Below are 21,767 nucleotides of genomic sequence, written 5' to 3'. Positions count from 1 at the left end.
TCGAAACGGTGTGGTGGGATGCTCATGTGCCCCGATGCGTCCCCAGGTCTGGGAACAGCGCGGACGCAGACGGCCTGACCAGCAAGGATGGGTGGAAGCGGAAGATGGACAAGCAGCAGGAATTCGTGCTCCGGACACTGGAGGAGCGCGACATCCGGTTCGTACGCCTGTGGTTCACGGATGTCCTCGGCTTCCTGAAATCGGTCGCGGTGGCTCCGGCCGAGCTGGAGCAGGCCTTCGACGAGGGCATCGGCTTCGACGGCTCGGCGATCGAGGGATTCGCCCGGGTGTACGAGTCGGACATGATCGCCAAGCCTGACCCGTCGACGTTCCAGGTCCTGCCCTGGCGCGCGGAGGCCCCCGGCACCGCCCGCATGTTCTGCGACATCCTCATGCCGGACGGCTCCCCGTCCTTCGCGGACCCCCGTTTCGTCCTCAAGCGCGCCCTGGCGAAGACCTCCGACCTCGGGTTCACCTTCTACACCCACCCCGAGATCGAGTTCTTCCTCCTGAAGGACAAGCCGCTGGACGGCTCGCGGCCCACCCCCGCCGACAACTCCGGCTACTTCGACCACACCCCGCAGAACGTCGGGATGGACTTCCGCCGCCAGGCCATCACGATGCTCGAATCCATGGGCATCTCGGTCGAGTTCAGCCATCACGAGGGCGCGCCGGGCCAACAGGAGATCGACCTGCGGTACGCGGACGCGCTGTCCACGGCCGACAACATCATGACGTTCCGTCTGGTCATGAAGCAGGTGGCTCTCGAACAGGGCGTCCAGGCGACCTTCATGCCGAAACCGTTCTCCGAACACCCGGGCTCGGGCATGCACACGCACCTCTCCCTCTTCGAGGGCGACCGCAACGCCTTCTACGAGTCCGGCTCCGAGTACCAGCTCTCCAAGGTGGGCCGCTCCTTCATCGCCGGCCTCCTCAAGCACGCCGCCGAGATCTCCGCGGTCACCAACCAGTGGGTGAACTCCTACAAGCGCATCTGGGGCGGCTCGGAGCGCACGGCGGGCGCGGGGGGCGAGGCACCCTCGTACATCTGCTGGGGCCACAACAACCGCTCGGCGCTGATCCGCGTCCCGATGTACAAGCCCGGCAAGACCGGCTCGGCGAGGGTGGAGGTCCGCTCGATCGACTCGGGCGCGAACCCGTACCTGACGTACGCGGTACTGCTCGCCGCGGGCCTGAAGGGCATCGAGGAGGGCTACGAACTCCCGCCGGGCGCCGACGACGACGTCTGGGCCCTCTCGGACGCGGAACGCCGCGCGATGGGCATCGAGCCGCTGCCGCAGAACCTGGGCGAGGCGATTGCTCTGATGGAGCGGTCGGAACTGGTCGCCGAGACGCTCGGCGAGCATGTGTACGACTTCTTCCTGCGGAACAAGAAGCAGGAGTGGGAGGAGTACCGGAGTGAGGTCACGGCCTTCGAGCTGAGGAAGAACCTGCCGGTGTTGTAAAGCGCCCCGTAAGGGGCGCGGGGAACTGCGCGAGCAACCACAAAAGAGCCGCAGTCGCGTCTACCGAGCAACCCGGCAGACGCGACCGCGGCCCTTCGCGCGCTGAGCGCGCCCCGCGGTGGAGCCGCAAATCGATGCAGCCCCGCGCCCCTACAGGGCGCTGACGATCGCGTCCCGCAGTGATGTCGTCGCCCGGACGCGATACTCCTGGATGGCCCAGCCATTGCCATCCGGGTCCTTGAAGTACATGAACGTGCCGCCGTCCTGCGGCGCGTGTGCCACCGGCTCCGAGACGTCCAGGCCGCGTGCGGTCAGCTCGGCGTGGGCGGTCTTCGCGTCGGCGACGCACAGTTGCAGGCCCTGGTAGGAACCGGGGGCCGGGGTCGGGCCGTCCATCGTGTCCCAGAGGGTGTCGGCGAGGGCGATGGAACAGCCGGACCCCGGCGGGGTCAGCTGGACGATGCGCATGCCCGGCATGACCTCCTGGTCGATGTCCACGTGGAAGCCCAGCTTGTCGCGGTAGAACTCCATGGCCCGGTCGACGTCACTGACGGGGAGCGGGATCACCTCGAGTGTGTATTCCATGGGCCGAGTACATCAGGGCGCGATGGCCCTGTCAGCGCGACGCCGCACCCCGTGTCACCGCTCCGAAAGCGGACTCGGGGCCTCCTGCACCGCCCAGCCGTTGCCGTCCGGATCCTTGAAGAAGCAGAAGCCGTTCCAGGTTTCACCCGTTCCCTCGGCCCAGCCGTCGGGGCCCACGTGCAGTACGGGTGTCACGTCCACGCCGCGCTCCGCCAGCTCGGCCCGCGCGGCCACGATGTCCGTGACGCACAGCTGCAGGCCGTGCTGCGAGCCCGGCGTCATCTCCGAGGTGCCGGGAGCGGGCGGCATGCCGGTCATCATGGCGAACGAGCAGCGTGAGCCGGGCGGGGTGAACTGGATGATGCGCACGCCGGGGGCGACCGTGCTGTCCAGGTCCGCCTTGAAGCCGCACTTGTGCTCGTAGAAGTCCTTGGCGCGGTCCATGTCGGCGACAGGGATCGTCACCACTTCCAGTGTCCAGTCCATCAGGTGGTCTCCTCGGGTGTCCGTGTCCGTGTCCGTCTCCGGGTCTCACGTGAAGCGCCAGCGCGTCTGGCTGAACGGCTCGCCCTTGCCGAAGCCGAAGGCGGTGCGGGGCGCCACCTCGAAGACGTACGCGTGGCCCGCCCCGTGGTGGAAGCAGCCGTCCCGCACCTCGTAGTGCCAGAACCTGCCGTACTTCTCCTCCCACGCCGCCGCGAGGCGCCGCAGCCTGTCCTCGTCGGTGATCCGGACCGCGGTGCCCTCGACGACCATGTCGTGCCCCTTGTCCCAGCGGTTGACGCCGGTGGTCAGCACGACCTCGGGGTTGTCCGCCACGTTCCGTGCCTTGCGCTCCTCGGGGCCCGTGCAGAAGTGCAGGGCGCCGTCCAGCCAGACCGCGGGCAGCGGCGTGACGTGCGGGCGTCCGTCGGGGCGTACGGACGAGATCCAGAAGAGCTCGGCCGACTTGAGCTGCCGCACGGCGTCCGCCCACGGGGTCGCGGTCGCCCCGGCACTGCTGTACCGGGAATCCAGTTCCGTACGCGGTTCCTTGCTCGGCATGGTCCGCCTCCTGACGCCGACACCAATGCTCCCGTCCAAGGATGGACTCCGCGCGCGGGCAGAACTCATCGGTCAGGCCGTAGGCTCGGGCCAGGAGTGATCGAACGGAGGCGCGAGGATGACGGTGCCGCAAGGGCGCAGAAGCAGTACGTTCACGCGGCTGCTGCGGCATGGCTTCACGGATCCGTCCGCCGCCGAGCGGCTCCTGGGCGCCCCCGAGCTGTCCGCGGTGCGGACCGACCCGGTGCTTCTGGACGCCCTCGGCGCCGCCGCCGACCCGGACCTGGCGCTCCTCGGCCTCGTACGCCTGGTCGAGGGGCAGCCCGATGAGAACGGCCGCCGGGAGCTGCTCGACACCCTGGTCAGCGCCAAGCCGCTGCGCGACCGGCTGCTCGGCGTGCTCGGCGCCTCCGAGGCCCTCGCCGACCACCTGGCCAGGCACCCCCGCGACTGGCGGGCCCTGGTCACCTACGAGCTGGCCGACCTGCACCCCGGCGTCGAGGAGTTCGAGCGCGGCCTCGCCGACGCCACCGACCCGGTCTCGCTGCGCGTCTCCTACCGCCGCTGCCTGCTCGCCATAGCGGCCCGGGACGTCTGCGGCACGACGGACCTGGCCGAGGCCGCCGCCGAGCTCGCGGACCTGGCGACGGCGACCCTGCGTGCCGCGCTCACCATGGCCGAGCAGGCGGCGCCCGAGGACGCCGCGCAGTGCAGGCTCGCCGTCATCGCGATGGGCAAGTGCGGTGGCCACGAGCTGAATTACGTGTCGGACGTCGACGTCATCTTCGTCGGCGAGCCCGCGGAGGGTCCGGGCGGCACGGACGCCGCCGACGAGGGCAAGGCGATCCAGGCCGCCACCCGGCTCGCCTCGCACATGATGCGGATCTGCTCGGAGACGACGGTCGAGGGCACGATCTGGCCGGTCGACGCCAACCTCCGCCCGGAGGGCCGCAACGGCCCCCTCGTGCGCACCCTCAGCAGCCACCTCGTCTACTACCAACGCTGGGCCAAGACCTGGGAGTTCCAGGCGCTGCTCAAGGCCCGCCCGGTGGCCGGGGACCTGGACCTCGGCCAGGAGTACGTGGACACTCTCGCGCCCCTCGTCTGGCAGGCGGCCGAGCGCGAGAACTTCGTGCCCGACGTGCAGAAGATGCGCCGCCGCGTCGTGGAGAACATCCCTGCGGGCGAGGTCGACCGCGAGCTGAAACTGGGTCCCGGCGGGCTGCGGGACGTCGAATTCGCCGTACAGCTCCTGCAGTTGGTGCACGGGCGCGACGACACCTCGATCCGCAGCGGCTCGACCCTCGCGGCCCTGGAGGCGCTCGCGGCCGGCGGCTATGTGGGGCGCGTGGACGCGGTACAGCTCGACGACGCCTACCGCTTCCTGCGCTCCCTGGAGCACCGCATCCAGCTGTTCAAGATGCGGCGTACCCACCTGATCCCCGAGGACGACGCCGACCTGCGGCGCATCGGCCGCTCCCTGGGCATGCGCACGGAGCCGATCACCGAGCTGAACCGCGCGCTGAAGCGGCACACCTCGGTCGTGCGCCGCCTGCACGAGAAGCTGTTCTACCGCCCGCTCCTCGATGCCGTGGCTCAACTTGCCCCCGTAGAGACCCGGTTGAGCACCGAAGCGGCGCGCGAACGCCTGGTGGCCCTCGGCTACCACGACCCCGCCGCAGCCCTGCGCCACCTGGAGGCCCTCGCGTCCGGCGTCACCCGCAAGGCGGCGATCCAGCGCACCCTGCTCCCCGTACTCCTCGGCTGGTTCGCGGACTCGGCGGACCCCGACGCGGGCCTCCTGAACTTCCGCAAGGTGTCGGACGCCCTGGGCAAGACTCCTTGGTATCTCAGGCTCCTGCGCGACGAGGGCGCGGCGGCCGAGAACCTCGCCCGCGTCCTGTCCGCGGGACGCCTGGCCCCCGACCTCCTCATGCGCGCCCCCGAAGCGGTGGCCCTGCTCGGCGACCAGCGCGGCCTCGAACCGCGCGACCACGCCCATCTGGAGCAGGAGGCCCTGGCCGCGGTGGGCCGCGCGGACGGCGCCGAACAGGCCGTGACGGCGGCGCGAGGCGTCCGCCGCCGCGAGCTGTTCCGCACGACGGCGGCCGACATCATCGGCTCGTACGGCACCGAGGAGAGCCCCGTGGCGGCCGATCCCGGCGCGCTGCTCGACCGCGTGGGCGACGCGGTCTCCGACCTCACGGCGGTCACGATCGCCGGGACGCTGCGCGCGGTGGTCCGCGAAGGCTGGGGCGACACGCTGCCGGTGCGGTTCGCGGTGATCGGCATGGGCCGCTTCGGCGGCCACGAACTGGGCTACGGCTCGGACGCGGACGTCCTCTTCGTCCACGAGCCGCGCGAGGGCGTCGGCGAGCACGAGGCGGCGAAGGCGGCCTCGCAGGTGGTCTCCGAGATGCGAAGGCTCCTCCAACTGCCCAGCTCCGACCCGCCGTTGCTGATCGACGCGGATCTGCGCCCGGAGGGCAAGAGCGGCCCGCTGGTGCGGACCCTCGCCTCGTACGAGGCCTACTACCGCCGCTGGTCACTGGTCTGGGAGTCCCAGGCGCTGCTCCGTGCCGAACCGGTCGCCGGTGACGCGGAGTTGGGCCGCGCCTTCATCGACCTCGTGGACCCGCTGCGTTACCCGGCGGAGGGCCTCGGCGACGACGCCGTCCGCGAGATCCGCCGCCTGAAGGCACGCATGGAGGCGGAGCGGATGCCGCGCGGCGCCGATCCCACCCTGCACACCAAGCTGGGCCGCGGCGGTCTCTCGGACGTCGAATGGACCGTCCAGCTCATGCAGTTGACCCACGGGTGGGTCGAACCGGGCCTGCGCACGACCCGCACCCGCGAGGCGCTCGCCGCGGCCTGCGCGGCCGAGCTGATCCCGACCGAGGACGCGGCGATCCTGGACGAGGCGTGGGTCCTTGCCGCGCGTGTGCGCAACGCGGTGATGCTGGTGCGCGGCAGGGCCGGTGACACGTTCCCCTCGGACGGCCGTGAACTCGCCGCGGTGGGACGCTACTTGGGATACGACCCCGGTCACGTGGGGGACATGCTGGACGACTACCGGCGGACCACGCGCAGGGCGCGGGCCGTGATGGAGGAGCGGTTCTACGGGGCGTAGGGCCCCCGGTGCCCGAGCAGGGTCCGCGCATGGGCGAGGAACCCCGTGAGCGCCAGCTCGAAGGCGCGGTCGGCCCGGCCCGGGGGCGTCGCGTCAAGGGCCCGCGCGAGGGCGGGCGTCGACGCCTCGTCCGGCAGCTCCCACATGGCCTCGGGCGCCGCCAGGTCAAGGGCCGAGCCGAGCACCAGGTTCTCCAGGGAGATGATCACCGGCATGACGTCGGCGAGCCCGAACCCCGCGTCGAGCAAGAGCGTCACCGCGCACTCGTACTGTTCGAGCACGCGGGGCGCGCGCACCGGTGAGGTCATCAGGAGCGGGATGACCCTGGGGTGGGCCGCGAAGGCGGCGCGGTAGGAGCGGGCCCAGGCGGACATCGACGCGTCCCAGGGGCGACGCGGGTCGAGGGTGCCGGGATCGATCGCCTCGCACACGCGCTCGCGCAGCAGTTCCACGATGCCGTCCCGGCCGTCCACGTGGTGATAGACGGAACCGGTCTGCGCGCCCAGGCGCTTGGCGACCTGCGGGACGCTGAAGTCGCCCTTCTCGTCGACGAGGGCGAGCGCGGTGGTGGTGATGCGCTCCCGGTCGAGCAGGGGTGTGCGCGGCCGTCCCATGATTCCGATCTCCTCACCAAGTCCTCCAAGGGCCCGGTCTCCCTGGCACCAGGGTCTTCCCGTGTGCCCATGCCGGAGGCTACATTGCGGAAACCGAAAGCCTTTAGGTTTCGGGTCCGGCGGCTACTACTCCCCACCGCCGTGGTCCCTGCCCCCGCCTGCCCGCCTGCCGCAGAAGGGCTTCTCCTCCGCATGTCCGTGACCACCCCGACCCCACCCGCCGAAACCGGCCCCACGCTCCGCGGCGGCTCCCTCGGCACCGCCGACATCGCCTTCTTCGTCGTCTCCGCAGCCGCCCCGCTCACCGTGATGGCGGGCGTCGCCCCCATCGCCATCTCCCTGGGCGGCATCGGCGCGCCCGTCGGCTATCTGCTCGCCGGGATCACGCTCGCCGTGTTCGCCGTCGGGTTCACCGCGATGAGCCGCCACGTCCGCAGCGGCGGCGCCTTCTACGCGTACATCACGCGCGGTCTCGGCCGCCCCGCCGGGATCGCCGCGGCGCTGCTCGCCATGCTGGGCTACAACGGCATGGAGATAGGCGTCTACGGTCTCCTCGGCACCGCCACGCAGGACACCGCCCTCGCCCTGTCCGGCGCGGACATTCCCTGGCTACCGGTGTCCCTCGCCGGGCTGCTCCTGATCTGGTACGCCGGATACCGCTCCATCGACTTCGGCGCGAAACTGCTCGGCGTGCTCCTCGTCGCCGAGACGGGCATCCTGGTGCTGCTCGCGGGCGGCGTCCTCATCAAGGGAGGCGGCCCGGAAGGGCTGAGCCTGGACGGCTTCGCCCCCGGCAACGTCTTCGTCCCCGGCACGGCCGCCGTACTCGCCTTCGCCTTCGCCGCGTTCACCGGCTTCGAGTCGACCGTCATCTACCGGCGTGAGGCACGCGATCCCGACCGTACGGTCCCGCGCGCGACGTACATCGCGGTGGCGTTCCTCGGGCTCTTCTACGCCTTCGTCGTCTGGACGGTGATCCAGGCCTTCGGCGACGAAGCGGTGGTGGAGGCGGCCGGCTCGGACCCGGCGGGCCTCTTCTTCTCCGCCATCACGACGTATGTGGGCGGCTGGGCAGCCGACTTGATGCACGTGCTGATCGTGACGAGCGTGCTGGCCTCGCTCCTCGCCTTCCACAACGCGATCAACCGGTACGGGCTCGCGCTCGCGGAGGAGGGGGTGTTGCCGAAGGCGCTCGGGCGTGTGCACGGGCGGCACCGGTCGCCGTATGTGGCGGGGGCTGCGCAGACGGCCCTCGGGGCCGTGGTGGTCATCGCCTTCGCGGCGGCGGGCGCGGATCCTTATGATCAGCTGCTGCTGTGGGTCAACACCCCTGGGATGATCGGTCTGTTGGCGCTTCAGCTGATCGCTGCGGTGGCGGTTCCTTTCTACTTCCGGCGCGTCAGCCACCAGGAGGGTGTGCTGCGGACGGTGGTCGCGCCGGGGGTGGCGACGGTGCTGCTGAGCGTGGCGCTGGTCCTGGTCGCCACGCACATCGACGTCTTCACCGGGGCGAGCCCCTTCGTCAACGCCATCCTGGTGGGGGTTGCTCCTGGTGTGTTCGTCCTCGGGCTGGCCCTGGCGCTGTGGCTGCGCCGCCGGAGACCGGAGGTGTACGAGGGCTTCGCGGCGGAACCGAACTGATCCATCCCCAACCCCGCCCCTTCCCGAAAACCCGCTCTGGCGCGGGGGCCTTGGTGGACCTCATCACCGGTTTCGCCGAGTTCGTCCTCAAACGCCGGACGGGCTGGAAGTCCAGCCCGGCCGGCGTTTGGGGCCATCTTTTCGGGGGTCCAGGGGGCGGAGCCCCATGGTTTCGGGAAGGGGCGGGATTGGGGAAAGCCCCGCAGGGCCGCACTAACCGCAACCAAACAACCAACCAACGAACAACTCACCCCCCCCGAACGGAGTTCCCCGTGCCCCCCGCCGACCTCATCCTCACCGGCGCCCACATCCGCACCCTCGACCCCACGAACCCCCACGCCACCGCCCTCGCAGTCCACGAAGGACACATCGCGGCAGTGGGCACCGACGCAGACATACGCGACTGGCGCGACCCCCGCACCGAAACCGTCCACCTGGACGGAGCCACCCTCACCCCGGGCCTCGTCGACTCCCACAGTCACCCCGTCTGGGGCCTGGAGATGGCAACCGGGCTCGACCTCTCCGCCGTAGCCGACCTCGACCAGCTCCGCGCCGCCCTGCGTACAGCAGACCGCGTCGACGGGTGGGTCATCGCCTGGGGGCTCGACCACAACGTCTTCGGCGGGCGGCCCGTCCACCGTGCGCTCGTCGAGGACGCCCTCGACGGCGCGCCCGCCTTCATCCGCCTCTACGACGGGCACTCCGCCCTGGCCAGCGCCGCCGCCCTCCGCGCGGCGGGTGTCGAAGGGCCCCGTACCTTCGCCCAGCGCGCCACCGTCGTCTGTGACGACGAAGGGCGCCCCACCGGCCACCTCGTCGAGCACGCCGCCATGGACCTCCTCACCCCCGTCCTGCCCCGGCCCTCCCGCGCCCAGCGCCGCACCCGCCTCGTCGAGCTGCTCTCCGCGATGGCCGCCACCGGCCTCACCGGCGCCCATGTCATGGACCTCGGCGGCGACGACGTACCCGGACTGCTCGCCGGGGTCGAGAGCGAGACGCACCTGCCCCTCCGCCTGCGGCTCGCCCCCTGGTGCATGCCCGGCGTCGAAGCGGAAGGCCTTGCCGAGCTGATCGCCCTGCAGTCGCGCGCGGGCCGGCACTGGCGGATCGGCGGGGTCAAGTTCTTCATGGACGGCACCGTCGAGGGCGGCACCGCCTGGCTGGAGCACGCGGACTGCCACGGGCAGGGCACCGACGCCTTCTGGCCGGACCCGGAGGCCTACGCCGACGCCGTACGGCACCTGCACGCGGCCGGCGTGCGCACGGCGACCCACGCGATCGGGGACGCCGCCGTACGGCACGTGCTCGACACCGTGGCCTCACTGGGCCCCGGAGCCCGCCTCGCGCACCGGATCGAGCACATCGAGACCGTCCCGGACGACACGGTCCCGCGCTTCGCGGAGCTGGGGGTGATCGCCTCGATGCAGCCGCCGCACACCGCGTACACACGCGCCGACCACAGCGACGAGTGGTCCAGGCGGCTGGGGGACGAGCGGGCCGCCCGCGCCTGGCGGACCCGGGACCTGCGGGACGCGGGCGCCGTCGTGGCCCTCGGCTCCGACTGGCCCATCGCGCACTACGACGCCCGTGAGGTCCTGGCCACCGCGCGGGCGCCCCGTGGAGCGGCGGGGCAGGCACAGGGGCTGACCGGACTCCAGGCCCTGGAGGGCTGCACCTCGCACGCGGCGATCGCCGCCGGAGACTCCGACGTCGCGGGACGCATCGCGCCCGGGTTCCGGGCCGACCTCACCGCCTTCGGGCTCGACCCCGTGGCGGCGCCCGCCGACGAGGTGGCGCAGGCGCCGATCCCGCTCACCGTGTCCGGAGGGCACATCACCCACCGTCACCAGTGACAGCCGACGACCGGGCTCGCCTCAGGCCCTGAACCTCGCCCTGACCTTGGCCGGCAGGAGCGGAGCCCGGTCCTCGCGCGACGCCACCTCACGCGGCAGCCTGTGCGGCATCGTCCCGTACCAGGCCCAGGCCACCGCGAAGCCGAACGCCAGGCAGATCATGCCGCCCACCGCGTCCAGCCAGAAGTGGTTGGCGGTGGCCACGATGACGATCAGGGTCGCCGTGGGGTAGAGCAGGCCGAGCACCTTCACCCACGGCACCGAGGCCAGGGCGAAGATCGTCAGACCGCACCACAGGGACCAGCCGATGTGCATGGACGGCATCGCCGCGTACTGGTTCGACATGTGCTTGAGGTCGCCGGATGCCATCGAGCCCCAGGTCTGGTGGACCAGGACCGTGTCGATGAAATCGTGGCCGTTCATCAGGCGCGGGGGTGCGAGCGGATACAGGTAGTAGCCGAGCAGGGCCACCCCCGTCGTCGCGAAGAGCACCATGCGCGTGGCGGCGTAACGCCCCGGATGCCATCGGAACAGCCAGACCAGGACGCCGAGCGTCACCACGAAGTGCAGCGTCGCGTAGTAGTAGTTCATGCCGACGATGAGCCATGTCACCGAGTTCACCGCGTGGTTGACGCTCTCTTCCACGGCGATTCCGAGATGCTGCTCCGCCCGCCAGATCCAGTCGGCGTTGCGCAGGGCCTGCGACTTCTGTTCCGGAACGGCGTTGCGGATCAGGGAGTACGTCCAGTAACTCACCGCGATCAGCAGGATCTCGAACCAGAGCCGAGGGCGCCTGGGGGTGCGAAGACGGCGCAGGAAAGTCCGCCCATGGCGGTCCTCCTGCTCGCCCGCGATGGGTGATGTGGTGGGCCGCTGCTGGCCTTCCAGTGTCGTCACAGTCATCTCACCCATAGGCACAGAGTCTGCCAGATACCGACCCTCCGACCGATCATCCCAAGGTCTGGTTCAGGTCGCATTCTCTACGCCCTATGGACGAGTGCGCCCCCGAGGGGCAGAAGCCGTTGAACCCCGAACGACCAGCTCCGGCATGAAGACGAATTCGCTGTGCGGGGCGGGCGTGCCGCCGATCTCCTCCAGGAGTGTACGCACCGCCGCCTGCCCCATCGAGGGCACGGGTTTACGCACCGTGGTCAGGGGCGGATCGGTGAACGCGATCAGCGGGGAATCGTCGAATCCCACCACGGAGATGTCGTCCGGGACCTCGAATCCGCGCTGCCGCGCCGTCCGTATCGCCCCCAGGGCCATCATGTCGCTGGCGCACACCACGGCCGTGCAGTCGCGGTCCAGAAGCGCGGACGCCGCGGCCTGCCCACCCTCCAGCGTGTACAGCGAATGCTGGACAAGCTCCGACTCGATCTCCTCGGGGGTCAGTGCCAGCTGGTCCTGCACCGCGCGCACGAAGCCCTCGATCTTCCGCTGTACGGGCACGAACCGCTTGGGACCCAGGGCGAGTCCGATCCGTGTATGACCCAGGGAGACGAGGTGGGTCACCGCGAGGCGCATCGCGGCCCGGTCGTCCGGCGAGATGAAGGGCGCCTGCACCTTGGGGGAGAAGCCGTCGACGAGCACGAACGGCACGCCCTGTGCCCGCAGCTGTTCGTAGCGCTGCATGTCGGCGGAAGTGTCCGCGTGCAGGCCGGAGACGAAGATGATGCCGCTGACACCGCGGTCCACGAGCATCTCCGTCAGCTCGTCCTCCGTGGAGCCGCCCGGCGTCTGGGTGGCGAGGACGGGCGTGTAACCCTGCCGGGTCAGGGCCTGGCCGATGACCTGGGCGAGCGCGGGGAATATCGGGTTCTCGAGCTCCGGCGTGATCAGCCCGATGAGGCCGGCGCTGCGTCGGCGCAGCCGCACCGGGCGTTCGTAGCCGAGCACGTCGAGTGCGGCAAGCACTGACTGGCGGGTGGCCCCGGCGACTCCGGGCTTGCCGTTGAGCACCCGGCTGACCGTCGCCTCGCTGACCCCCGCCTGCGCTGCGATGTCGGCCAGTCGCGCGGTCACAGGATTGGACTGTACCGGTCACATCTCAGGCTGCCCACCAGACCGTTGAATCCGCGGGCAGGGCCGTCCCGTCCGCGCCGGGCGTCGTGGCGGCGCTCGACAGGAGCACGCTGCCGGGGGTGGGGACCGTGACGGGGGCGGCGGTGAGGTTCACCGTGCAGACCATCGAACCCCCGGGACTCGTACGGCGGAAGGACAGGACACCCTCGGGCGCGTCGAGCCACTCCACGTCGCGGCCCGCGCCGAGCGCCGGGTGTTCGCGGCGCACAGCGAGCGCCTTGCGGTAGAACTCCAGGGTCGACGCGGGGTCGCCGTCCTGGGCCTCGACCGTGAAATCCTTCCAGGCGGCGGGCTGCGGCAGCCAGCTCGGGCCGCCATCGACGGGCCCGAAGCCGAACGGCGCCCGGTCCCCGGACCACGGCAGCGGAACCCGGCAGCCGTCCCGCGTCCCGTCCTGCCCCGTGCTGCGGAAGAACGCCGGGTCCTGGCGCACCTCGTCCGGCAGCTCCGTCACCTCGGGCAGGCCGAGCTCCTCGCCCTGGTAGATGTACGCCGAGCCGGGCAGCGCCAGCATCAGGAGCGTGGCGGCCTTCGCCCGGCGCAGGCCGCGCGCCGCGTCGCCTTCGGCGAGGCGGGTGGAGTGGCGTACGACGTCGTGGTTGGAGAGCACCCAGGTGGCGGGCGCCCCCACGGCGTTCATCGCGGCGAGGGAGCGGTCGATGACGGCGCGCAGCGCGGGCGCGTCCCAAGCGGTCGTCAGATACTCGAAGTTGAAGGCCTGGTGCAGCTCGCCGGGGCGCAGGTAGCGCGCGCTGCGTTCCACCGTCGGCGTCCACGCCTCGGCGACGGCGATGCGCTCGCCGGGGTACTCCTGGAGGATCCGCCGCCAGCTGCGGTAGATCTCGTGCACGCCGTCCTGGTCGAAGTAGGGGACGGACTGCTTGCCCAGCAGCTTCACCTGCTCCTCGTGGCCGATGTCGGGCAGGCCCGCCGCCTTCACCAGGCCGTGGGCCACGTCGATGCGGAAACCGTCGATGCCGAGGTCGAGCCAGTAGCGCAGGATGGAGCGGAACTCCTCGTGCACCGCCGGGTGGTCCCAGTTGAAGTCGGGCTGCTCGGGCGCGAAGAGATGGAGGTACCACTCGCCGTCCGCGACGCGCGTCCAGGCGGGCCCGCCGAAGACGGACTCCCAGTCGTTGGGCGGCAGTTGACCGTCCTCGCCCTTGCCGGGCCGGAAGTGGAAGCGTTCGCGCGCCGGGGACCCCGCGCCCTCGCGCACCGCCTGCTTGAACCACTCGTGCTGGTCAGAGCAGTGGTTGGGCACCAGGTCGACGATCACCCGCAGTCCGAGCGCGTGCGCTTCCCGTACGAGTGCGTCGGCGTCCGGCAGGGTGCCGAACATGGGGTCGACCGCGCGGTAGTCGGCCACGTCGTACCCGGCGTCGGCCTGCGGGGACGCGTAGAAGGGCGAGAGCCAGACGGCGTCGACGCCGAGCCGCTTCAGGTGGGTCAGGCGGGCCGTGACGCCGGGCAGATCGCCCATGCCGTCGCCGTTGCCGTCGGCGAAGCTGCGCGGATACACCTGGTAGATGACGGCGTCGCGCCACCACTCACGGGGAGCGGAGCCGTCGGCCGGTGCGTCTGCGGGAAGGGCGGCGGTGACGTGCTGGGTCATGAAGTCCTCGGGAGTACGGGGGTGGGCGGCACCCCGTTGAACGTCTCGCGGAAGGCGAAGGTCACGAGGCTGTCCTCCTCGCCCGTTCCCCGAACAGGCCGAAGTCGAAAACCCTACTGTCGGGCATGTCGCACGTGAGGTGAGTTCGACGACCGCCACCGTTCCGGGTCATACTGCCGCCGACTTGCCCCGGGGGGTGTCCCGGCGCGCTAACTTGATGGGGCAGGCACGAGTCGGCCTGCCCCCGTTTTGCGCTGAGGGGCTGTCCCGCGTGAGCGTCAAGGGCAAGGCAGTGAACACAGTCAGCACGGTCCTGGTCGTCGACGACGTGCCTGCGAGCAGGTACGCGCTGAGCGCCGTGCTGCGCAGGGACGGCCATCGGGTCCTGCTCGCCGCGAGCGCCAGCGAGGCGCTGATCGAGCTCGACGTGCGGATGCGGGCCGGTGACCTGCCGGACGTGGCGCTGGTCGACGTCGGCCTGCCCGACATGAGCGGTTACGAACTCTGCCGCCGCATCAAACAGTTGCCGCCCATCGCCAGCCTGCCCGTCATCCACTTCTCGGCGGCGGCCCGCCCGCCCGCCGACCGGTGCAGGGGGCTCGACGCGGGTGGCGAGTCCTATCTGACGGTGCCCGCCGAACCGGAGGAGATCCAGGCGGTCGTACGGGCCGCCGCGCGCGGGGCACGCTCCCGCAGTGACGCCCAACTCCGGGCGGGACGCCTCGCGTTGCTCGCGGGGACGATCCTGTCCGTGCAGTCCGCGCGCTGCCTCGGTGAGCTCGCGGACGCGGCGGCCACGGGCACGGAGCGGCTGACCGAGACCCCCGCGACGGTGTTCGTGCTCGGCGGGGACGGGGAGATCCACCGGGGGCTCTCCCGGCGCAGGGCCGCCGCTCCGCTGCCGGACCCCGGGGCGCACGAGGCGGTGGCCCGCCTGATGCGGCGCGTCATGTCGGGGCGTACGGGCGTGCGGCACACGGTCGTGCCCGCCCCGCTGTGGCCCGCGGGGTTCTTCCGCTCGGTGGGGGGCTCCGGACAGTGGTGCGACGGGACACCGGAGGAGGCCGACCTCGTCCTGGCACGCCTGACCGAGGGGCGCACACTGGTGTGCCTCGCGACGCCCGCGTACCGCGAGGGTCTGTCCGACGAGACGGGGCACCTCGTCGAGCGGCTCGCCCACGCCACCGCGCTGGCCGCCGAACCGCTCCTGATGTACGAGGAGGAGCGCCATGTCGCGCTGACCCTGCAACGCAGCTTCCTGCCGTCGAAGCTGCCGGAGCTGCCCGGCGCGGACGTCGTCGTCCGTTACGAACCCGCGTCGCGCCAGACGGAGATCGGCGGGGACTTCTACGCGGCGCTCCCGGTGCCCGGTGGCGTCCTGACCGGCATCGGTGACGTCGTCGGGCACTCGCTGGAGGCGGCCACGGTGATGGTCGAGATCCGGCACGCGCTGCGGGCGTACTGCGTCGAGGACCCCGACCCCGGCGCGCTCGCGGGGCGCCTGGACCGGATGCTGCAGCACTACCACCCGGGCGTGACGGCCACGATGTGCCTGAGCCTGGTCGATCCGGCGACCGGGCACACCCGGATCGCCAACGCGGGTCACATCCCGCCGCTCGTGGTGCGGGACGAGGGCACGGCCACGTACGTCGACGTGCGAGGGCCGCTCCTCGGTCTCGGCCTCGACCGGCCGCAGCCGAGCGTGGTGACCCTGGAGCGCAACGAGCGTCTGCTGATGGTCACGGACGGGCTCATCGAGACGCGGGGCATGGACCTCGCGGTGTCGATGGAGCAGCTGCGGATCGCGGCGGCCGGCGCGCCACGCGGCGTCGCGGACCTGTGCGACACGCTCCTCGCGTGCTTCGGGCACGAACGTGACGACGACATCGCGCTCCTCGCACTGCGCAGGACGATCTGACCCGCACACGCGTACAGCTCGAAATCACTGCCGAATCAACCGACGCACGGGCCTGTACCCACACGCCTACCCGTCAGTACATTGACGCCATGTCTAATACGCAGAGCCGGGAGCCGAAGCCCGTCGTGTCCGAGCACATACCGCTCAAGGCGCGCAAAGTCTCCTTCTCCTGGGAGGACACCCCGCTGCACTGGGTGCCGGGCGATCCCTTCGCCACGCACACGATCAACGTGCTGCATCTGCTTCTCCCGGCCGGCGAACGCTGGTTCGTCCACGTGTACAAGCAGGTCCTGCCGTACATCCGTGACGACCGGCTCCGCGAGGACGTGATCGGTTTCATCGGCCAGGAGGCGATGCACGCGCAGGCCCACGACGAGGTCCTGCCGCACCTCAAGGAGCAGGGACTCGACCCCACTCCCTACACCGCGCAGGTCGACTGGCTCTTCGAGAAGATGCTCGGCGACAGGACGCTGCCGCCCGGCAAGGCCCGCAAGTGGTGGCTGATGGAACGCGTCGCGATGATCGCGGCCATCGAGCACTACACCGCCTTCCTCGGCAACTGGGTCCTGAACGCCGACGAGTTGGACCGCAGGGGCGCCGACCCCACGATGCTGGACCTGCTGCGCTGGCACGGCGCCGAAGAGGTCGAGCACCGCTCCGTCGCCTTCGAGCTCTTCATGCACGTCGACGGCAGCTACCGCCGCCGCGCCCGCACCTGGGCCACCGCCTTCACCGCCCTGGTCTTCCTCTGGCAGCGCGGCGCGCGCTTCTTCATGGAGAACGACCCGACCCTCATCGGCGGCAAGGCGTCGTTCAAGGACTTTTACCAAGGCGGCAAGCAGGGCACGCTGCCCACGACGCAGGACATGATCCGCTCCATCCCCCGCTATCTGAGCCGCGCCTACCACCCCTCCCGCGAGGGCAGCACCGCACAGGCCGTCGCCTACCTCGCCTCGTCCCCGGCGGCCACCGCCGCCGAGGCCGCGACGGAATCGCTGCCCGCGCCGAAGGGGGCGCGCTGACATGGCCCGCATGCGCACCGTCCTGCTCGTCACCGGCGCCGCCCTGCTCGCCAAGCGGGCCATGCGGCGCCGCATCGACGCCTCACCGCTGTGGCCGCTGCCCGCCCTGGAGGAGCCGGTCTCGGGCCGCCCGCGCTCCCGGGCGCTGCGCCTCCTCGTCACCCGGCGCGAGACGGTCGCCGAAGGGGTCGTACAACTGCGCCTCGAAGGTGCCCACTTGCCCTCCTGGGAGCCGGGCGCCCACCTGGACCTGGTCCTCCCCTCCGGCCTCGTGCGCCAGTACTCGCTGTGCGGGGATCCGGAGGACGCCTCCTCGTACACCGTCGCGACCCGCCTCATCGGTGGGGAACAGGGCGGCCGTGGCGGCTCGCGCGAGGTGCACGAGCAGCTCCAGGAGGGCATGGAGGTCGAGGTGCGCGGCCCGCGCAACCGCTTCCCGCTGGCCGACGCCGACGCGTACGTCTTCGTGGCGGGCGGCATCGGCATCACCCCGATCCTCCCCATGCTGCGGGCAGTTGAGGCCGCCGGCCGCACATGGCGGCTGCTGTACGGGGGTCGCTCCCGGGCCTCGATGCCGTTCCTGGGGGACGTGGAGAAGCTGGCGGGCACGACGGCGGGCACGACGGCGGGCAGGCTCACCGTCGTCGCCGAGGACGAGGGTGGCCGCCCCGACCTCGCCGCATTCCTCACGGACCTGGCGCCCTCCACCGCGGTCCACGTCTGTGGCCCCGAGGGGCTGATGGAGGCGGTGGCGGCGACGCTCCCGGAAGGGGCCGCACTGCACCTGGAACGCTTCACGCCGCACACGTCCACGCAGGGCAACGGCGCCTTCGAGGTGGAGCTGCGCCGCAGCGGGCGCACCGTCACCGTGGCCGCGGACAGCACCGTCCTGACCGCGGTACGCGCCGAGCTGCCCAACACCGCGTACTCCTGCGAGCAGGGATTCTGCGGAACGTGCCAACAGCGGGTCCTGGAAGGGGAGATCGACCACCGGGACGAACTGCTCGACGACGCCGAGCGGGCCGACTCCATGCTGATCTGTGTGTCGAGGGCGGGCGGTGACCGAATCGTCCTCGACATGTGAGGCCGGAGCGGGAGATGTGAACGGTTCGGGTCGACCGGCCCCTTGGACGGCCGGATCTGCTCGGTAAGGTGTTCGCATGACTACCGGGGTGCGCCGCAGAATGGGTGTCGAGGAGCGGCGGCAGCAGTTGATCGGGGTCGCGCTCGACCTGTTCAGCCACCGCTCGCCCGACGATGTGTCCATCGACGAGATAGCGGCGGCCGCGGGCATCTCGCGTCCGCTGGTCTACCACTACTTCCCGGGCAAACTCAGCCTGTACGAGGCGGCGTTGCAGCGGGCGGCGGACGACCTCGCCGAACGCTTCGTGGAACCGAGGGAAGGCCCGCTGGGCGCCCGGCTGCTGCGGGTGATGGGCCGCTTCCTGGACTTCGTGGACGGCCACGGCCCCGGATTCTCGGCGCTGATGCGCGGCGGCCCCGCCGTCGGCTCCTCCACCACCAACGCGCTGATCGACTCCGTGCGGCAGGCGGCGTACGTCCAGATCCTCACGCACCTGGACATCACGGACCCACCCGCCAGGCTGGAGCTGGTGGTGCGCTCCTGGATCTCGCTCGCCGAGTCCACCGCGCTCATCTGGCTCGACGGCCGCCGCATCCCGCGCGCGGAGCTCGAACGGCAACTGGTGCACGACTTCGCGGCGCTCGCGGCCGTGAGCGCCGCGTACGACGACGAGATGGCCGCGATCCTGCGCCGCATCGTCGCCGAGGAGCCGCCGGACGGGCCCTTCGCCGAACTCGTCACCCGCCTCATTGGCCTCGCACCCCAGGAACAGAGCAGTTGACCCACCGCCTCGCCGGCGAAGAGGACATCCCCACCCTCGTCGCGCTCTACGACGCTGCCGCGCACTGGATGCAGGGCCGGGGGATCGACCAGTGGAAGCCGGGCGAGAAGGGCACGGAGCACTTCCGCGGGCGGATCGCGTCGGACGAGGTCTGGCTCGCGTACGACGGCGAGACGGTCGCCGGGGCGTACGAGGTGTGGTGGGCGGACGAGCCCGCCTGGGGCGAACAGCCGCCCGTCGCGGGCTATGTGCACCGCCTGATGACGCGGCGCGGCGCCCCCGCCGGAACGGGCCGCGCGATGCTGGCCCGCGCGGAGCGGCGCATCGCGGAGGCGGGCCGTGGACGCTGCCGTCTCGACTGCGTGTCGACCAACCCGCGCCTGCGGGAGTACTACGAGGCGGCGGGTTACACGGTCGTGGGGGAGTTGCCGGGGAAGGTGGCGGCGGACGGGAGCACGTACGGCGTGACGCTCCTGGAGAAGGATCTGCGGGAGCTGCGCCCGTCCGACGCCTGAGGGGTTCAGCGTGGGGTGGCCTCAGGCTCACCGCATCGCCGCCTGAGGGTCAACGCAGGGTCGACACCTTCGAGCCGTCCGCGAGCCGCCCGGTGAGCCCGGCGCGAGCGCCCCGCTGCACGGGTGCGGCCACGGTGTTGCCGGGGGTCTGGGACCCGCCGGAGGCCCGGAGCGAGACGACGTCCTTGCTGGCGCCTCCCAGCAGGTACCAGTTCCCACCCCGGGACTTCCACCGCACCCCCGCGAGCACCGAGGGCTCGCGCGGCCCGCACGCCGCGGAGTCCTGTGCCTTCGCCGCCACGGCCGCCGAACCCGCGGCCTGGAACTGTGCGAGGGCCAGGCCGCCGTCGCCCCGCCATGTGTCGGCCCGGGTGCAGAGCCAGGCGGCCGGGCCGTTCGCCTCGGGCAGCGCCTGGCGCGCGTACTGCCAGGAGTTCACCGACCGCACGCCGTTCGAGCGCGCCGCCGCGAGCGAGCAGGCTGCCGACGACCAGTTCGCGGCCGTGGCCTCGCGCGGGGCCTGCGGGCGGCCCGCGGTGAGGTGGGCGGGGACGAGTTCGCCGAGGTCGGTGGAGAGACGGTTCACCCCGCTGTCGTCCCGCAGCTGGAGGACGTTCCACGAGGTGCACGCGCGGGCCTGCGCCGGGCTCGCCAGCGGCTCGGTGACACCGTCGCCGTCCCGCTTCAGGGTGTCGGCGTTCGCTTCGGGCTTCAGCAGATCGCGTACGGCGACACCGCCCACCCAAGGCGCGGTCAGATAACGGACGTTGCCGTCGACGCGGTTCACCACCAGGGCTCCGGCCTCGGCGCTGGTGGCGCCGTCCACGCGGGCGAAGTCGAGCGCGGCGGCGCTGGTGCCCTCCTTGGGCTCGGCGTACCGCACGATGCGCAGTCCGTCGTACAGCAGCACGACGCGGGCCGCGTCGACCTTGCCCGCGAAGAGCAACTGCGCGGGGCCGGGAGGCGCCCCTGCCGCCGTGCCCGGGGTGGCGGAGACCTGCACCGACTCGCCGGGCCGCGCCCAGACGGCCAGGGCGCGCCGCAGCAGGGCGTCGTCGTCGACGAGCGCGCCCCTGGCGGGCCACACGGAGAAGTCCGCGCGGGCGGACTTCTTCCACGCACCGCCCGCGACCTTCGTCACCTGCCCGGGATCGAGGGCGGCCTGCCCCGCGGGGTTCTGCGCATAGGAGGGCGCGGCGGCACCGTCGGGCCCCCACCCGTCGCCCGGCAGGCCGAGCAGCGCCCCGCACACCAGGGCGGCGGCGAGCGCGACGCCGGCGGCCTTCATGTGCTGCCTGCGGCGCATGAGATCGGTGGGCCGAGCCTGGAGCGAACAGGGGTCGAACTCCGGCGACCTGAGCAGTTCGTACGCCGCGTCGACGCCGTCGGCCTCGGCGAGCGCGTCCGCCGGCTCCCCGACACCGGCGGCGGCGAGCACCTTGGTGACGTCACCGTCCGTGAGGCGCTCAAGACCGCGCAGCACGTACGCGGCGCGGGCGGCGCCCGAGAGCGCCGACAGCCGCTGGTCCAGGGCGAGTTCGTCGGCACCGCCCGACCGCGGGAAGAGCCTCAGCCCCCAGACCTGCGGCAGCAGCGGCGGCAGCTGGGCGCGCTTGGGCCAGGCCTTGCGCTTGAGCGGAAGCCCCGCGTCGAGGGCGGTACCGACGACACGCAGCCGTACGTACGCGTACCCGGGGTCGCCGCCCCGCCCGTCGCCCGAACGCTGCTCCGGGATGACCTCCGCGTCGCCCGACCTGCGGCTGCGGGGCAGCGCGCGCTGGGTCAGGGCGTGAGCGGTCAGGACCCGCCGGTTGCGCCCGAGGCTGGGCGGAAGGACCAGGTAGGCGAGTCGTACCAGGCGCGGGTAGTGCTCGACGAGGGCGGCTTCGGCCTGCTCGACATCGACGACGCCGGAGAGTTCACGGGGCGAGGAGGGGGACTTCACATTCGACGACACGTTCAGCAAAACGAGCGAATCGTCGGATGGTCACCTCTCTGTGAGCTGTCGAGCATAGTTGCCCATCGACCGCTGGTAGCGCGGAAGGTGGGACGCGAGGGCACCTGGCACCAGCGCGAGCCCATGTGGCCCGTCGTCACCTTCTACGGTCCGATCATCCAGCCCGTGTGCGAAGTCGTCGCCCGCTGGACTCCACCGGCACTGCGTACATGACGGTGGCCTGGCGCGACGCCTCCCTTCAACAACTGTCCTCAGAAGGGAATGACATGAATTCTTTCGTATCCAGAATAATGGGCAGAAAGGCGGCGAAGGGCGCGGTAGTGGGGGCTCTTGCACGTACGACACCACGAGTGCACGATCAAGCTCAACAACACGGACGTACACAAGTAGTTCACCAGCGCTACGGTGGGCCCGCCGCTATGGCGGGCCCACCCCGCATTTTGGGAATCCCATCAATGAC

General features: G+C 71.4%; 17 protein-coding genes and 1 pseudogene. 9 read left to right on the top strand and 9 right to left on the bottom strand.

The features are described from left to right. The first annotated feature begins 104 nt into the window (after nt 1–104). Nucleotides 105–1,466, top strand: coding sequence for a glutamine synthetase family protein (locus tag ABXJ52_RS10540; RefSeq protein WP_367041242.1), 1,362 nt, complete (start codon nt 105–107; stop codon nt 1,464–1,466). Nucleotides 1,467–1,616: 150 nt separating this feature from the next. Here the strand turns inward: ABXJ52_RS10540 and ABXJ52_RS10535 are convergent, their stop codons facing one another. From ABXJ52_RS10535 to ABXJ52_RS10525, 3 genes are read right to left on the bottom strand one after another with little or no spacing between them, the layout of a single operon-like run. Further along, the gene (locus ABXJ52_RS10535) at nt 1,617–2,051 is read right to left on the bottom strand and encodes a VOC family protein (protein ID WP_367041241.1); all 435 of its coding nucleotides are present in this window, start codon (nt 2,049–2,051) and stop codon (nt 1,617–1,619) included. A gap of 54 nt (nt 2,052–2,105) precedes the next feature. Next, nucleotides 2,106–2,537, bottom strand: coding sequence for a VOC family protein (locus ABXJ52_RS10530; RefSeq protein ID WP_367041240.1), 432 nt, complete (start codon nt 2,535–2,537; stop codon nt 2,106–2,108). Nucleotides 2,538–2,582: 45 nt separating this feature from the next. Next, the gene (locus ABXJ52_RS10525; RefSeq protein ID WP_367041238.1) at nt 2,583–3,095 is read right to left on the bottom strand and encodes a pyridoxamine 5'-phosphate oxidase family protein; all 513 of its coding nucleotides are present in this window, start codon (nt 3,093–3,095) and stop codon (nt 2,583–2,585) included. Between the two features lie 118 nt (nt 3,096–3,213). On the opposite strand from ABXJ52_RS10525, the gene ABXJ52_RS10520 reads away from it, so the two are divergent. Then, on the top strand, nt 3,214–6,225 hold the full coding sequence (locus tag ABXJ52_RS10520; RefSeq protein WP_367041237.1) for a bifunctional [glutamine synthetase] adenylyltransferase/[glutamine synthetase]-adenylyl-L-tyrosine phosphorylase: 3,012 nt from the start codon (nt 3,214–3,216) through the stop codon (nt 6,223–6,225). On the opposite strand, the gene ABXJ52_RS10515 is transcribed toward ABXJ52_RS10520, so the two are convergent. Then, complete coding sequence (locus ABXJ52_RS10515) at nt 6,213–6,839, bottom strand: TetR/AcrR family transcriptional regulator C-terminal domain-containing protein (RefSeq protein ID WP_367041235.1); 627 nt, start codon at nt 6,837–6,839, stop codon at nt 6,213–6,215. The two genes, ABXJ52_RS10520 and ABXJ52_RS10515, sit on opposite strands and share 13 nt — an antisense overlap. Nucleotides 6,840–7,031: 192 nt before the next feature. Between ABXJ52_RS10515 and ABXJ52_RS10510 the strand changes: the two genes are divergently transcribed. Next, nucleotides 7,032–8,480: an APC family permease gene (locus ABXJ52_RS10510; protein ID WP_367041234.1), complete on the top strand. Its 1,449-nt coding sequence runs from the start codon at nt 7,032–7,034 to the stop codon at nt 8,478–8,480. Nucleotides 8,481–8,752: 272 nt separating this feature from the next. Beyond that, nucleotides 8,753–10,333 carry an amidohydrolase gene (locus ABXJ52_RS10505; protein WP_367041233.1) on the top strand — a complete coding sequence of 527 codons (1,581 nt, stop codon included), beginning with the start codon at nt 8,753–8,755 and terminating at the stop codon, nt 10,331–10,333. A gap of 21 nt (nt 10,334–10,354) precedes the next feature. Here the strand turns inward: ABXJ52_RS10505 and ABXJ52_RS10500 are convergent, their stop codons facing one another. From ABXJ52_RS10500 to ABXJ52_RS10490, 3 genes are all read right to left on the bottom strand, one after another. Then, nucleotides 10,355–11,245 carry a phosphatase PAP2 family protein gene (locus ABXJ52_RS10500; RefSeq protein ID WP_367041231.1) on the bottom strand — a complete coding sequence of 297 codons (891 nt, stop codon included), beginning with the start codon at nt 11,243–11,245 and terminating at the stop codon, nt 10,355–10,357. Nucleotides 11,246–11,320: 75 nt separating this feature from the next. Further along, entirely contained in the window at nt 11,321–12,355 is a 1,035-nt protein-coding gene (locus ABXJ52_RS10495; RefSeq protein ID WP_367041230.1) for a LacI family DNA-binding transcriptional regulator, read from the bottom strand. Nucleotides 12,356–12,380: 25 nt separating this feature from the next. After that, nucleotides 12,381–14,030, bottom strand: coding sequence for a glycoside hydrolase family 13 protein (locus ABXJ52_RS10490; protein WP_367041228.1), 1,650 nt, complete (start codon nt 14,028–14,030; stop codon nt 12,381–12,383). A 292-nt stretch (nt 14,031–14,322) separates the two neighbouring features. On the opposite strand from ABXJ52_RS10490, the gene ABXJ52_RS10485 reads away from it, so the two are divergent. The 5 genes from ABXJ52_RS10485 to ABXJ52_RS10465 all read left to right on the top strand — a co-directional run bounded on the left by ABXJ52_RS10485 (nt 14,323) and on the right by ABXJ52_RS10465 (nt 19,350). Beyond that, nucleotides 14,323–15,948, top strand: a complete 1,626-nt coding sequence (locus tag ABXJ52_RS10485; protein ID WP_367041227.1) for a fused response regulator/phosphatase — start codon at nt 14,323–14,325, stop codon at nt 15,946–15,948. A gap of 89 nt (nt 15,949–16,037) precedes the next feature. After that, nucleotides 16,038–16,970 (top strand): metal-dependent hydrolase, encoded by a 933-nt coding sequence (locus ABXJ52_RS10480; protein ID WP_367041225.1) that lies wholly within the window; start codon nt 16,038–16,040, stop codon nt 16,968–16,970. Nucleotide 16,971: 1 nt separating this feature from the next. Further along, complete coding sequence (locus tag ABXJ52_RS10475; RefSeq protein WP_367041223.1) at nt 16,972–18,054, top strand: PDR/VanB family oxidoreductase; 1,083 nt, start codon at nt 16,972–16,974, stop codon at nt 18,052–18,054. A gap of 76 nt (nt 18,055–18,130) precedes the next feature. Then, complete coding sequence (locus ABXJ52_RS10470; protein ID WP_367041222.1) at nt 18,131–18,835, top strand: TetR/AcrR family transcriptional regulator; 705 nt, start codon at nt 18,131–18,133, stop codon at nt 18,833–18,835. Beyond that, nucleotides 18,832–19,350 carry an N-acetyltransferase gene (locus ABXJ52_RS10465; RefSeq protein WP_367041221.1) on the top strand — a complete coding sequence of 173 codons (519 nt, stop codon included), beginning with the start codon at nt 18,832–18,834 and terminating at the stop codon, nt 19,348–19,350. Before ABXJ52_RS10470 ends, ABXJ52_RS10465 begins: the two co-directional genes overlap by 4 nt. Nucleotides 19,351–19,399: 49 nt before the next feature. Here ABXJ52_RS10465 and ABXJ52_RS10460 read toward each other — a convergent pair whose 3' ends face one another. Beyond that, nucleotides 19,400–21,316 (bottom strand): hypothetical protein, encoded by a 1,917-nt coding sequence (locus tag ABXJ52_RS10460; RefSeq protein ID WP_367041220.1) that lies wholly within the window; start codon nt 21,314–21,316, stop codon nt 19,400–19,402. A 21-nt stretch (nt 21,317–21,337) separates the two neighbouring features. After that, a pseudogene (locus ABXJ52_RS10455) lies at nt 21,338–21,430 on the bottom strand (tetratricopeptide repeat protein); the annotation flags it as partial. Nucleotides 21,431–21,767 lie beyond the last annotated feature (337 nt).

The organism is Streptomyces sp. Je 1-332 (genome assembly GCF_040730185.1).
Classification (GTDB): Bacteria; Actinomycetota; Actinomycetes; order Streptomycetales; family Streptomycetaceae; genus Streptomyces.
The sequence above is the reverse complement of the archived record's forward strand: the minus strand, read 5'-3'. Positions and strand labels throughout refer to the sequence as shown.